This window comes from Pseudomonas sp. 29 (assembly GCF_002754355.1).
GTDB lineage: Bacteria > Pseudomonadota > Gammaproteobacteria > Pseudomonadales > Pseudomonadaceae > Aquipseudomonas > Aquipseudomonas neuropathica.
In genome coordinates this window covers 3,307,996-3,320,555 of the sequence record NZ_PEEY01000001.1, presented here as the reverse complement: position 1 = coordinate 3,320,555, position 12,560 = coordinate 3,307,996, and the positions used below count along the sequence as shown (strand labels likewise).

At 59.2% G+C, this 12,560-nt stretch carries 11 protein-coding genes; 1 reads left to right on the top strand and 10 read right to left on the bottom strand.

Annotated elements, in window-relative coordinates; translation table 11 throughout:
- Positions 1-107 precede the first annotated feature (107 nt).
- Both dtd and pip read right to left on the bottom strand, forming a co-directional pair.
- Complete coding sequence (gene dtd / locus CLU80_RS15455; protein WP_007909321.1) at positions 108-545, bottom strand: D-aminoacyl-tRNA deacylase; 438 nt, start codon at positions 543-545, stop codon at positions 108-110.
- Positions 542-1,513, bottom strand: a complete 972-nt coding sequence (gene pip, locus CLU80_RS15450; protein WP_008080611.1) for a prolyl aminopeptidase — start codon at positions 1,511-1,513, stop codon at positions 542-544. The genes dtd and pip overlap by 4 nt, the downstream gene beginning before the upstream one ends.
- A 346-nt stretch (positions 1,514-1,859) precedes the next feature.
- Here pip and CLU80_RS15445 point away from each other — a divergent pair, with 346 nt between their 5' ends.
- A complete protein-coding gene (locus CLU80_RS15445; RefSeq protein WP_099757764.1) occupies positions 1,860-2,378 on the top strand; it encodes a hypothetical protein in 519 nt (172 codons plus the stop codon).
- A 90-nt stretch (positions 2,379-2,468) separates the two neighbouring features.
- On the opposite strand, the gene hutG is transcribed toward CLU80_RS15445, so the two are convergent.
- The 8 genes from hutG to CLU80_RS15405 form a co-directional block, all read right to left on the bottom strand.
- Positions 2,469-3,266, bottom strand: a complete 798-nt coding sequence (gene hutG, locus CLU80_RS15440) for an N-formylglutamate deformylase (protein WP_099757763.1) — start codon at positions 3,264-3,266, stop codon at positions 2,469-2,471.
- Between the two features lie 10 nt (positions 3,267-3,276).
- Positions 3,277-4,482 (bottom strand): imidazolonepropionase, encoded by a 1,206-nt coding sequence (hutI, locus tag CLU80_RS15435; protein WP_099757762.1) that lies wholly within the window; start codon positions 4,480-4,482, stop codon positions 3,277-3,279.
- A gap of 457 nt (positions 4,483-4,939) precedes the next feature.
- Positions 4,940-6,472, bottom strand: a complete 1,533-nt coding sequence (gene hutH, locus CLU80_RS15430) for a histidine ammonia-lyase (RefSeq protein WP_099757761.1) — start codon at positions 6,470-6,472, stop codon at positions 4,940-4,942.
- Positions 6,473-6,588: 116 nt separating this feature from the next.
- The gene (gene hutH / locus CLU80_RS15425; protein WP_099757760.1) at positions 6,589-8,112 is read right to left on the bottom strand and encodes a histidine ammonia-lyase; all 1,524 of its coding nucleotides are present in this window, start codon (positions 8,110-8,112) and stop codon (positions 6,589-6,591) included.
- Between the two features lie 133 nt (positions 8,113-8,245).
- Complete coding sequence (locus CLU80_RS15420) at positions 8,246-9,076, bottom strand: quaternary amine ABC transporter ATP-binding protein (protein ID WP_093430055.1); 831 nt, start codon at positions 9,074-9,076, stop codon at positions 8,246-8,248.
- Entirely contained in the window at positions 9,073-9,924 is an 852-nt protein-coding gene (locus CLU80_RS15415) for an ABC transporter permease (RefSeq protein WP_007949591.1), read from the bottom strand. Before CLU80_RS15415 ends, CLU80_RS15420 begins: the two co-directional genes overlap by 4 nt.
- An 83-nt stretch (positions 9,925-10,007) precedes the next feature.
- Entirely contained in the window at positions 10,008-10,976 is a 969-nt protein-coding gene (locus CLU80_RS15410; RefSeq protein WP_099757759.1) for an ABC transporter substrate-binding protein, read from the bottom strand.
- Positions 10,977-11,045: 69 nt separating this feature from the next.
- On the bottom strand, positions 11,046-12,518 hold the full coding sequence (locus CLU80_RS15405) for a purine-cytosine permease family protein (RefSeq protein WP_093430053.1): 1,473 nt from the start codon (positions 12,516-12,518) through the stop codon (positions 11,046-11,048).
- Between the last annotated feature and the right edge of the window lie 42 nt (positions 12,519-12,560).

Sequence of the window (12,560 nt, the reverse complement as noted above, 5' to 3'; positions counted from 1 at the left end):
CGATTATCTAGTAGCCCGCATGACAACGCATCAGGGGTAACAAAGTATTTATCGCGAAAACACCCTAAAAACAGTCGAAATTTCCTAAAAAGGTGTTTCAAGCGCTTTCAGGTCTGTAACAAAAAGGTAACCGGGCCATCGTTGACCAAATGCACCTGCATATCGGCGCCGAATCTACCTGATGCCACAGTGCCATGCACCTGTTTCGCACTGCTCAATAGATAGTCGAACAATTCCTCGCCCAAAGCCGGAGGCGCGGCCGTCGAAAAGCTCGGGCGCAACCCGCTTTTGGTGTCGGCCGCGAGGGTGAACTGCGAGACCAGCAGCAACCCACCGCCGACATCGGCGAGGGACAAGTTCATCTTGCCCTCCGCGTCACTGAATACCCGATAGTTAAGCAGTTTATGCAGAAGTTTGTCGGCACTGGTGCGCGTGTCGTCGGGTTCGACCGCCACCAGCACCAGCAAACCGTGATCTACCGCGCCAACCACCTCACCGGCGACTTCAACCCGCGCACCGCGTACGCGCTGTAACAGCCCTTTCATGCTTCTTCAGGCGGCAGGTCGAGCAGGCGTCGAGCCATGTTGCCCGCGGCGCGTACCAGTGCATCGGTGATGCCCGGTTCAGAGGCCGCGTGGCCGGCATCACGGATCACCTGCAGTTCGCTGTTCGGCCAGGCCTGGTGCAATTCCCAGGCGTTGTCGAGCGGGCAAATCACGTCGTAACGGCCGTGAATGATCACACCCGGCAAATGGGCGATCTTGCCCATGTCGCGGATCAGCTGGTTCGGCTCAAGGAAGGCATTGTTGGTGAAGTAATGGCACTCGATCCGCGCAATCGACAGCGCACGCTGCGGTTCGGAGAAGCGATCGACCACCAACGGGTTCGGCCGCAGGGTTGCAGTACGACCTTCCCAGGTCGACCAGGCTTTGGCCGCGTGCATCTGGGCGATCTGGTCGTTGCCGGTCAGGCGCTTGTGGAATGCACTGAGCAGGTCATCGCGCTCGTCCAGCGGAATTGGCGCGATGTAGTCCTGCCAGTAATCAGGGAACAGACGGCTGGCCCCCGCCTGATAGAACCATTCGATTTCCTGTGGGCGGCAGAGAAAGATCCCGCGCAGGATCAGACCGTGCACACGTTCCGGGTGGGTTTGTGCGTAAGCCAGCGCCAGGGTCGAACCCCACGAACCGCCAAACAGCACCCATTTATCGATGCCCAGGTGTTTGCGGATGCGCTCAAGGTCGGCGACCAGATCCCAAGTGGTGTTGTTTTCCAGGCTGGCGTGCGGCGTGGAGCGTCCGCAACCACGCTGGTCGAAGGTGACAATGCGATAGAGGTTCGGATCGAAATAGCGACGGCTCTGCGCGTCGCAACCGGCGCCGGGGCCGCCATGGATGAACACAACCGGCAAACCCTCCGGTGAACCGCTTTCGTCGACGTACAGCGTATGGGTGTCATCGACAGCCAGATCGTGCCGGGCGTGAGGTTTGATCTGCGGAAACAAAGTCTGCATTGCGCGCTCCGTAAGGGGTCGAGGTCATCCCTGGGGGGACTTCTATTATTCTGCCGTTGGGCATCATAAACCCGATTTACGTCAATGAGCATGTCCTTGGCGCTTCGAAATACGATGAAAATCAATGGACACAATAATGTCTGCTCAGGACGACCTGGTCTGCCAGCAATGCTTTCAAACTATAAGCTCTCTTAAACCAACCATTTGCGTATAAAAACAACAGCACCTATCACACTAACACCTCCGCAACAACTGTCAGACTTATCAGTAGACACTTCATACTCAGCCAACTTTAATCATGTCACTCAACAACTGTTTTAACTGACAGGATAAAAATGGATGCCCTATGAATACGCCAAACGACCAAGCCCTTGCCAAAGAGTTTTTTACCGCCACGCTATTTTATCCAAAGGAAGAGAAAGCATTCAAAGCCAGCAATGTAAGTATTACTGATGATACTACGGAGTCAGGTGTGAAGTGCTGGACAATCACGGCATCTGAGTACACCAAAGATGAAAAGGACGGCACCGTTGAAATCCACACTCTCTTACTCTATATAAAAAAGGCCAGCGCCGACCACTCGTTCAACGGCAAGACCGCTCTGGGTCCGGCATTGGCCTTCCCGGACTTCAAGGAAGACAGCGCAGGCTACTACATACTCAAAGACAGCCCGGACGATCAGGATGATGACTTTGATTCCATCCTCGACTCACCTGGAACTGAAGGTGAACTTACCTATTCCCAAACCCCCGATAGCAAGTTCTACATGGGCTCCTTTAGTTTTATTGTAAAAAACCCGGATAACACACAGCACACTATAAAAGGTGAATTCAATATCAGGAACGCCGCCGCATATGTTATTTAAAATACAAGGTCGGTATTTGCTGTAGTCCCGCCCCCTCATTTGGCAGTGGAATAATGATCGCGCTTTTGCGCGCGATCATTACACATTGGATCAACAGGTGCCTTTCCCCCAATTTAGCAGGCCTTGCAAAAACTCCTTGAGCACCACCCGCGTCGGCTCGGCCAGATCGGCGCGATAGCGGAACGGTTCGAACTCTTCCATGTAGGTGCTCTGGCACAACTCCAGTTGCACGGCGTGGATGTTCTCGGCCGGGTTGCCGTAATGACGGGTGATGTGGCCACCCTTGAAGCGTCCGTTGAGCACGTGGCTGTATTGGTCGTGACGCGCGCAGATCGCTTCAAGTTGCGTGGCCAATTGCGGATCACAACTGGCGCCGTTGAAGGTGCCGAGGTTGAAGTCCGGTAGTTTGCCGTCGAACAGGTGCGGGATGATCGAGCGGATCGAGTGCGCGTCGAACAGCAGCGCGTAGCCGAATTCGGCTTTCAATCGCGCCAGTTCTTCCTGAAGCGTGCGGTGGTACGGCGTCCAGATCTGTTCCAGGTAAGTTGCGCGTTCTTCTTTCGACGGCTCGTGCCCTTCGCGGAACAACGGGATGCCATCGAACAGCGTCGCAGGGTATAGCCCGGTGGTGGCACCGGCGTACAGCGGTTTGTCGTCGGACGGGCGATTCAGGTCAATCACAAAACGCGAATACTCGGCGGCCAAGGTGCTGGCGCCCAGTTCTTCAGCAAAATCGTAAAGCTGCGGGATGTGCCAATCGGTATCCGGCAGGCTTTTCGCGTCCGGGATCAGCCCGGCCGCCACCGCCGGGGTCAGGCGCACACCGGCATGCGGCATGCTGATCAGCAGCGGCACGCGACCTTGTTTGAAGTTCAGAACCTTATCCACAACCGCTCTCCTACAGATTTGATTCGACGCCGTGACGCACGACGCGTTTATCCAGATCACCACCGAGCCAATAAGCCAGATCCGCCGGGCGATCGATTTGCCAAGCAACAAAGTCCGCGACCTTGCCGACTTCCAGCGAACCGTGGGTGTCGGCCATGCCCAGCGCTTGTGCGGCGTGAATGGTCGCGCCGGCCAGGGCTTCTTCCGGGGTCATGCGCAAACAAGTGCAGGCCATGTTCAGCATCAGGCGCAGCGACAGCGCCGGCGAGGTGCCGGGGTTGAGATCGCTGGCAATGGCGATCTTCACCTTGTGCTTGCGCAGGGCGTCCATCGGCGGCAATTGGGTTTCACGCAGGAAGTAGAATGCGCCCGGCAGCAGCACCGCGACGGTGTCGGCTTCGGCCATGGCGATGGCGTCGGCTTCGTCCATGAATTCCAGGTGATCGGCGGACAGCGCCTTATAGCGCGCGGCGAGGCTGGAGCCGTGCAGCGACGACAGTTGCTCGGCGTGCAGTTTCACCGGCAGGCCGAGTTTTTGTGCGGCGATGAACACACGCTCGACCTGCTCTGGCGAGAACGCCAGGTATTCGCAGAAAGCGTCCACGGCGTCGACCAGCCCTTCGGCAGCCAGCGCGGGGAGCATCTCCGTGCAGATCAGATCGATGTAATCGTCGGCGCGATCCTTGTATTCCGGCGGCAACGCGTGGGCCGCGAGGCAGGTGCTGCGCACGCTGATCGGCAGCTCTTTCTGTAAACGGCGGATGACGCGAAGGATCTTGCGCTCGTTGGCCAGGTCGAGGCCGTAGCCGGATTTCATTTCGACCGTGGTCACGCCATCGCGCATCAGGCTGTTCAGGCGTTTCGCGGCGCTGGCGAACAGCTCGTCCTCAGTGGCTTCGCGCGTCGCGCGCACGGTGCTGGCGATGCCGCCGCCCGCCGCTGCGATCTCCGCGTAGCTGACCCCTTGCAGACGTTTTTCGAATTCACCGCTGCGGTTGCCACCGAACACCGTGTGGGTGTGGCAGTCGATCAGACCGGGGGTGACCCAGGCGCCCTGCAGGTCATTGACCGCCGGGTATTCGCCGGACGGCAATTGATTGCGCGGGCCGATCCACTCGATGTGCGCACCGGACGTCACGATGGCCGCATCTTCGATGATCGAGTAGACGCCCTGCGCCATGGTTGCGACGTGGCAGTGTTGCCAGAGGGTTTTCACTGTTGGCCTCCGTTGGGGCTGGTTTGGTGGGTGGCCCTGAAAAGCCCCTCACCCTAGCCCTCTCCCGGAGGGAGAGGGGACTGACCGGGTTGTTCTGTCGAATTACATCGACCTGAAAATCCTGTGCCGAACTCAGGCACTGAAAAACTTGAAGATCGGCTCCCTGCTCTCGCCTGGAAGAAGCAGGACTGACCGTTTTGTTCTGTCGAGGTACATCGACCTGAAAATCCTGTGCCGAACTCAGGCACTGAAAAACTTGAAGATCGGCTCCCTGCTCTCGCCTGGAAGAAGCAGGACTGACCGTGTTGTTCTGTCGAGGTACATCGACCTGAAAATCCTGTGCCGAACTCAGGCTTTGACAACCACGAAGATCGGCTCCCTTCCCCCTCTCCCCCTGGGGGAGAGGGCTGGGGTGAGGGGGATCGATTTCACTAACAACAAAGCTCCCCCTGAAAGCTTACAAACTAGGCAAAAGCTTCGCCGAAACCAGCTCAGTCAAACACCGCGAAGCCAGCAGTTCAGTCGCCGCATTGATGTCCGGCGCAAAGAACCGATCCTTCTCATAAAACGGCACTTCCTTGCGCAAAATCGCCCGCGCCTGTTCCAGCTTCGCCGAAGTCTTCAGACCGTTACGCAGATCCAGACCCTGCACCGCGGCCAGCCATTCCACCGCGAGAATCCCACGGGTGTTTTCAGCCATTTCCCACAGACGCTTGCCGGCCGCCGGGGCCATCGATACATGGTCTTCCTGGTTAGCCGAGGTCGGCAAACTGTCGACCGAATGCGGATGCGACAACGCCTTGTTCTCACTGGCCAGTGCGGCTGCAGTCACCTGCGCAATCATGAAGCCGGAGTTCACCCCGCCATTGGCGACGAGGAATGGCGGCAGTTGCGACATGTGTTTATCCATCATCAGCGAAATACGACGCTCGCTCAGCGAGCCGATTTCGGCGATAGCCAGCGCCATGTTGTCAGCGGCCATGGCCACCGGTTCGGCGTGGAAGTTGCCCCCGGAAATCACGTCGCCTTCAGCGGCAAACACCAACGGGTTGTCGGAAACGGCGTTGGCTTCAACAGCCAAAACCTCTGCGGCCTGACGGAACTGCGTCAGGCAAGCGCCCATGACTTGCGGCTGGCAGCGCAACGAATACGGATCCTGAACCTTTTCGCAGTTCTGGTGCGAGTCGGAGACTTCACTGCGTTCACCGAGCAGATCGCGGTAAGCGGCAGCAGCGTCGATCTGACCTTTCTGGCCACGAGCCGCGTGAATGCGTGCATCGAACGGCGAACGCGAACCCAATACCGCTTCAACCGTCAGACCGCCCAGCGCCAGTGCACCAGCGAACAAATCTTCACCTTCAAACAGACCACGCAACGCAAACGCGGTGGAGACCTGAGTGCCGTTGAGCAGCGCCAGGCCTTCTTTCGCGGCCAGTGTCAGCGGGGTCAGGCCAGCAACTTTCAGCGCTTCGGTGGCTTCCATCCACTCGCCCTTATAGCGCGCCTTGCCCTCACCGAGCAGCACCAGCGACATGTGCGCCAACGGCGCCAGATCGCCCGAAGCACCTACCGAACCTTTCAACGGAATGTGCGGATAAACCTCGGCGTTGATCAGCGCGATCAGCGCATCGATCACCACTCGGCGAATGCCGGAGAAACCACGGCTGAGACTGTTGACCTTGAGCACCATGACCAGACGCACCAACTCATCGCTGATCGGCACGCCAACACCGGCGGCGTGGGACAACACCAGCGAGCGCTGCAGATTCTCGAGGTCTTCGCTGGCAATGCGGGTCGAGGCCAGCAGGCCGAAACCGGTGTTGATGCCGTAGGCGGTGCGATTCTCGGCGAGGATCTGCTCGACGCAGGCAACACTGGCTTCGATCTGCTGCGATGCGCTGTTATCGAGAGTCAGCTTAACCGGGTTCTGGTAGACGTCACGCAGTTGGGCCAGGCTCAGTTGGCCGGGAATCAGGTTCAGCGCAGTCATTTTGTGCTCCTTTTGAGAGTTTGTTATTAACTCGCCAGACGCTCCGGAGATGTCCGTTGTCCGTCGCGTCTCGCCTTTTGGGGAGTCGCGCCTTGGCACGCTGGCGTGGGTATTGGTCAGTGCAAATTCGGTAAAACGTTGTGCGGCAGATTCTGGGTTTTCAACACGCTCGCAGCGGCAGCGATGTCCGGCGCCAGCCAGCGATCCTGATCGTAGGCCGGGACTTTTTCGCGCAGCAGTCGCCAAGCGACATCGGTGCCGGCGCCAAAGCGCTGTTCCTTGAGAAACTCAAACGCCTGCGCCGCCAGCAGGTACTCAATGGCGAGAATCTGCGTGCAGTTTTCCAGCGCGCGATGCAGCTTGAGCGCGGCGTTGGTGCCCATGCTCAAGTGATCTTCCTGCAGGCCCGAAGTGATGTAGTTATCGAGTACCGCCGGTTGCGCCAATTGGCGGTTTTCCGCACACAGCGATGCGGCGACGTATTGCACGATCATCATCCCGGAGTTCACCCCCGGATTGGCCACCAGAAACGCCGGCAGACCGCTGACGTGCGGGTTCACCAAACGGTCGAGGCGACGCTCGGCAATCGAGCCGATTTCGGCCATGGCAATCGCCAGCAGATCGGCTGCCATTGCCACCGACTGACCGTGCGGGTTGGCTTGCGACATCACCCGGAAGTTGTCCGGCGTGCCGAGCAACAGTGGGTTGTCGGTGCAGCCGTTGAGCTCGGCCTCGACCTGTTTGATCGCATGCTCCAGTTGATCGCGCGCGGCGCCATGCACCTGCGGAATCGAACGAATGCTCAGCGCATCCTGAGTGCGAATGCCTTTGCTCGAGGCGATCACTTCGCTGCCATCAAGCAACGCACGCAGATTGATACCCACTTGCTGCATGCCCGGATGCGGTTTCAGCGCGATGATCTCAGCATCGAACGCATCGATCTGGCCGCGCTGGGCTTCGAAACTCATGGCGCCGATGACGTCGGCCCACTGCAGCAGCCGCGTCGCATCGGCAATCGCCAGGCAACTGAGGCCGGTCATGCACGGCGTGCCGTTGACCAGACACAAACCGTCCTTCGCGCCGAGTTGCACCGGTTGCAGGCCTTCTTCGGCCAACGCCTGTTGTGCGGAAACAACCTGGCCGCGATAGCTGACATTGCCGACGCCGAGCAACGCAATGCCGATGTGCGCCATGTGCGTCAGATAACCCACCGAACCTTGCGACGGCACTTGCGGAGTGATGCCGCGATTGAGCAGCGCCAGCAGGCCTTCGACGACCCGGCGATGGATGCCGGATTTGCCGTGGCTGTAGTTGTGAATCGCCGCGCAGATGATCGCGCGAGTCTGCTCATCGGGCAGCACCGGGCCGACGCCGCAGGCATGGCTAAGCAAGGTGTTGCGCGAGAGCTGGCTGAGCTGCTCGTCTTTGAGCGAGACGTTGGACAAACCGCCCAGGCCGGTGTTGACGCCATAGGCACGTTCGCCGCTTTCGACGATGCGCTGGACGATGCCTTGGGCGTTTTCGATGCGCGCCCAGGTGTCGCTGGACAGCTCAAGTTGAGCGCCGTGACGAGCGACGGCGACCACGTCCTGCCAACGCAAGGGGCTGCCTGTGATAACGATTTTTTCAGCCTGGGACATCTAAAACCTCAACCGTAATATTGATGCAGCTCTGCCGGCCCTTTCGCGAGCAAGCTCGCTCCCACATTGGAATGCAGTCTCCTGTGGGAGCGAGCTTGCTCGCGAAGGGGCCGGCAGCCTCACCGCAAGTCTGTTAAACCACCGCCGCCCGCCGCTGCACAAACCGGTCAACGTACTCATCAGCCGGCGAATGCAGGATCTCTCTCGGCGTACCAACCTGAATCAACTTCCCATCCTTGAGAATCGCAATGCGGTTGCCGATACGCACCGCCTCATCGAGGTCGTGAGTGATGAAGACGATGGTCTTGTGCAGGGTCTTTTGCAGTTCCAGCAACTGGTCCTGCATTTCCGCCCGGATCAGTGGATCCAGCGCACTGAACGCCTCATCCATGAGGATGATGTCGGTGTCCGCCGCCAAGGCTCGAGCCAGGCCGACACGCTGGCGCATGCCGCCAGAGAGCTGGTGCGGATATTTGTTTTCGTAGCCTTTGAGGCCCACGGTGTTGATCCAGTGCAGCGCGCGTTCCGAGCACATTTGCTTGCTCTCGCCACGCACTTTCAGGCCGTAGGCGACGTTGTCGAGCACGCTCTTGTGCGGCAGCAGGCCGAAGCTCTGGAACACCATGCTGATCTTGTGCCGGCGAAATTCGCGCAGGGCATCCATGTCGTATTGCAGGATGTCCACGCCGTCGACGAGGATCGCGCCGCTGGTCGGGTCGATCAGCCGGTTGAAGTGGCGCACCAGCGTCGATTTGCCGGAGCCGGACAGGCCCATGATCACGAAGATCTCGCCGGTGCCGATGCTCAACGACAGGTCGTTAACGCCGACCACGCAACCGGTCTCGCTCAGCACCTGATCCTTGGTCTTGCCCTGGCCGACCATGGCCAGTGCATCCTTGGCGCGGTTGCCGAAAATCTTGAAGACGTTTTTGACTTCGATCTTGCTCACGGTTGCGTTGCTCATTTGCTCACCTCATGCCGTGGCCGACCGTACGCCTGAGTAATGCGGTCGATGACCACTGCGAGAATCACGATCGCCAGACCGGCCTCAAGGCCACGCCCGACGTTGAGGGTCTGAATCCCCACCAACACATCTTCACCGAGGCCACGGGCACCGATCATCGAGGCAATCACCACCATCGACAGGGCCATCATGGTGGTCTGGTTGATCCCGGCCATGATGCTCGGCAGGGCCAGCGGCAATTGCACGCCGAACAGTTGCTGCCAGCGGTTGGCGCCGAACGCGTTGATCGCTTCCATCACTTCGCCGTCGACCTGGCGAATACCCAGATCAGTCAGGCGAATCAGCGGCGGCGCGGCGTAGATTACCGTGGCGAAAATCGCCGGGACCTTGCCCAGACCGAACAGCATCAGCACCGGGATCAGATACACGAAGCTGGGCATGGTCTGCATGATGTCGAGCAGCGGCATCAGCACCGAACGCAGGCGATTGCTGCGCGCCGAGAGAATCCCCAGCGGGATGCCGATCAGCACCGAAATGATCGTCGCGACCATCATCAGCGCCAGCGTCTGCATAAGCTTGTCCCACAGGCCAACGGCGCCGACGAGGAACAGCAGACCGACGATGACTGCCGTGGTCACCACTTTGCGCGTGGCGTGCCAGGCAACCACACCGACGATGGCCAGCATCAACCACCACGGCGCGGCACGCAGCAGGCCTTCGAGGTTGACGATGGCCCACAGCAGCGTATCGGAGATGTGGCGGAACACATCTCCGTAGTTGGTGACCAGCGAATCGACCCAACCGTTGACCCAGTCGGCGATGGAAAAGGTAAAGCTTTCGGGAAACATAAGCGGCTCTCAATCAGAAATCTCAATCAAGCGATTACGGCATATCTCCCGGCCAGCCTCACGATTGACCGGGAGGTATCGACCTACAGCGCCGCGTCGATTTTCTTGGCTGCGTCTGCACTGACCCACGCATGCCAGACCTCAGGATGTTCCTTGAGGAAGATTTTCGCCAGTTTTGGCGACTCGATACGTTCCTTGGCCATGCGGCCCAGGTTCTGGTTCAGCAGGTCGATCGGCAGGTTGACCTTTTCCAGCACGGCGACCAGTTCCGGGGCCTCGTCGTGGAAGGTTTTCGACAGACCGACCTTGATGCTTACGGTCTTGTCGACGCCGGGTTTTTCTTCCAGTTTCACCGCGTCGATCTGGCCCATCAGCGGGGTTGGCGACCAGTAGTAGAACAGGATCGGCTCGCCGCGCTTGTAGCTCGACAGCACCGCCGCATCGAGCGCCGGGCCGGTGCCCGGACGGAAGTTGGTGTAGCTGCTTTCCAGACCGTAGCTTTTGAGCATTTCGCTGTTGTCCAGCTCGCAGGTCCAGCCGGCAGGGCAGTTATAGAAACGGCCCTTGGATGGCTCTTCGGCGTCCTTGAACACGGCGGCGTATTTGCCCAGATCGGCGATGTTTTTCAGGTCTGGGGCTTTGGCTTCCAGCTTGCGTTTGGTGTCGCCTTCGATCACGTATCGCGGCACATACCAACCTTCCACGGCGCCGACGATCGGCGCACCGACACCGACGACCTTGCCGGCCTTCTCGGCCTTGTTCCAGACCTCGCTGCGGCCGACCCACTCTTCGGCGAACACTTGAATATCGTTGCTGCTCAAGGCGTTCTCCATGGTGATGGAGTTGCCCGGCAGGCTGTCGGTCTTGCAGTCGTAACCTTTCTCCAGCACCACTTGCAGCACGTCGGTCAGCAGCATGCCGCTTTCCCAGTTCAGGCCGGCGAATTTCACCGGTTTACCCGATTCGCACCAGCCAGCGGCTTGGGTCGCACCGGCACTGGCCAGCAGGCCCATGGACAGCAGTGTGGTGAGCAGGGTCTTGTTCGATTTCATTGTTTCGACGCTCCTAATCATGAATTGGCTTACGGCAGTCAAGAGGCATCCAGCCCTGTCCACGTCCAATCAGGCCTGCGCCGCAGCGCGCCCGGCCCCACTTTTTTCAGGTGGTACAACGCTGTTCTGCTCGACCGGCAGAATCAGTTGATCAGGTACCGCGCTGTGCCATTTTTTTGCACACACGTAGTAGACGGCAGCCGGCAGCACCAGACCGATGATCCAGGAAATGTCCACATCACCGAGGGCCGCCACCAGCGGGCCGGTGTAGAACTTGGTGGAGATGAACGGCAACTGCACCAGCACACCGAACACATAGACGCTGATGCCGAGCAGGTTCCAGCGCCCGTAGCGACCGTTCGGATTGGCCAGCGCCGGCACGTCATAGCGCTCGCGGGTGATGCAGTAGTAATCCACCAGGTTGATCGCGCTCCACGGGGTGAAGAACGCGAGCAGGAACAGGATGAAAGACTTGAACGCACCGAGGAACGAGTGCTGACCAAGCAGTGCAATCAGGGTCGCTGCGCCGACAATCACCAGCACGAACACCAGACGCTGCATGCGCGTAACGGTCAGGTGGCCTTTGAAACCACTGATGATGGTCGCGATGCACATGAAGCTGCCGTAGGAGTTCAGCGTCGAGATGGTCACCTTGCCGAACGCGATGCTGAAGTACAGCAGCGCAGCGGTGGCACCGGTGCCGCCCAGACCGACGATGTAAGCAACTTCATGACCGGCGAACTGGCCGTTGGCCGAAGCCGCAGCGAACACGCCGAGGATCATCGCCACTTGCGCGCCGACCACTGAACCAGCACCGGCGGCGAAGAAGGTTTTTACCGCCGAGGTGTTGCTCGGCAGGTAACGGGAATAGTCAGCCACGTAGGGGCCGAAAGCGATCTGCCAGGAGGCCGCGAGCGACACCGCGAGGAGGAAGCTGCTCCAGCTGAAATGACGAATTTGCAGAAGTGCGCCGACGTCGGTCTGGCTCATCAGGCGCCAGAACAGGAAGACGAAAGCGATCACGCCAATCACGCTGGCAACACGGCCGATCCAGTGGATCACCCGATAACCGAGCACCGTCACCAGCACGATGACGCTGGCAAAAATCAGGATGCCGACGCTGTCACTGACGTTAAACAACTGGCCCAACGCTTGACCGGAAAGCACGGTGCCCGTCGCGGTGAAACCCAGGTACATCAGGCACACCAGCACAATCGGGATTGCCGCGCCGTAAACGCCAAACTGCACGCGACTGGAAATCATCTGCGGCAGACCCAGTTTCGGCCCTTGCGCAGCGTGCAACGCCATCACCCCGCCGCCGAGCAATTGACCGATCAACAGACCAATCAACGACCAGAACACATCACCGCCCAGCACCACGGCCAGGGCCCCAGTGACAATCGCGGTGATTTGCAGATTCGCACCCATCCACAGGGTGAACTGGCTAAACAGACGACCGTGTCTTTCCGCTTCCGGGATGTAGTCGATCGAACGCCTCTCGATCAACGGTTTGTTGCCTGCACGATCGGTGTTAACAGCCATGATTCAACCTCTGTGGATTGTTTTAATAGTTCACTGAGCTTC

Bases quoted from the DNA above. Each gene is read 5' to 3' on its own strand.
- CLU80_RS15445 (WP_099757764.1), top strand. From the start codon at position 1,860: ATGAATACGCCAAACGACCAAGCCCTTGCCAAAGAGTTTTTTACCGCC.
- CLU80_RS15405 (WP_093430053.1), bottom strand. From the start codon at position 12,518: ATGGCTGTTAACACCGATCGTGCAGGCAACAAACCGTTGATCGAGAGG.
- CLU80_RS15415 (WP_007949591.1), bottom strand. From the start codon at position 9,924: ATGTTTCCCGAAAGCTTTACCTTTTCCATCGCCGACTGGGTCAACGGT.
- hutH (WP_099757761.1), bottom strand. From the start codon at position 6,472: ATGACTGCGCTGAACCTGATTCCCGGCCAACTGAGCCTGGCCCAACTG.
- CLU80_RS15420 (WP_093430055.1), bottom strand. From the start codon at position 9,076: ATGAGCAACGCAACCGTGAGCAAGATCGAAGTCAAAAACGTCTTCAAG.
- CLU80_RS15410 (WP_099757759.1), bottom strand. From the start codon at position 10,976: ATGAAATCGAACAAGACCCTGCTCACCACACTGCTGTCCATGGGCCTG.
- dtd (WP_007909321.1), bottom strand. From the start codon at position 545: ATGAAAGGGCTGTTACAGCGCGTACGCGGTGCGCGGGTTGAAGTCGCC.
- hutH (WP_099757760.1), bottom strand. From the start codon at position 8,112: ATGTCCCAGGCTGAAAAAATCGTTATCACAGGCAGCCCCTTGCGTTGG.
- pip (WP_008080611.1), bottom strand. From the start codon at position 1,513: ATGCAGACTTTGTTTCCGCAGATCAAACCTCACGCCCGGCACGATCTG.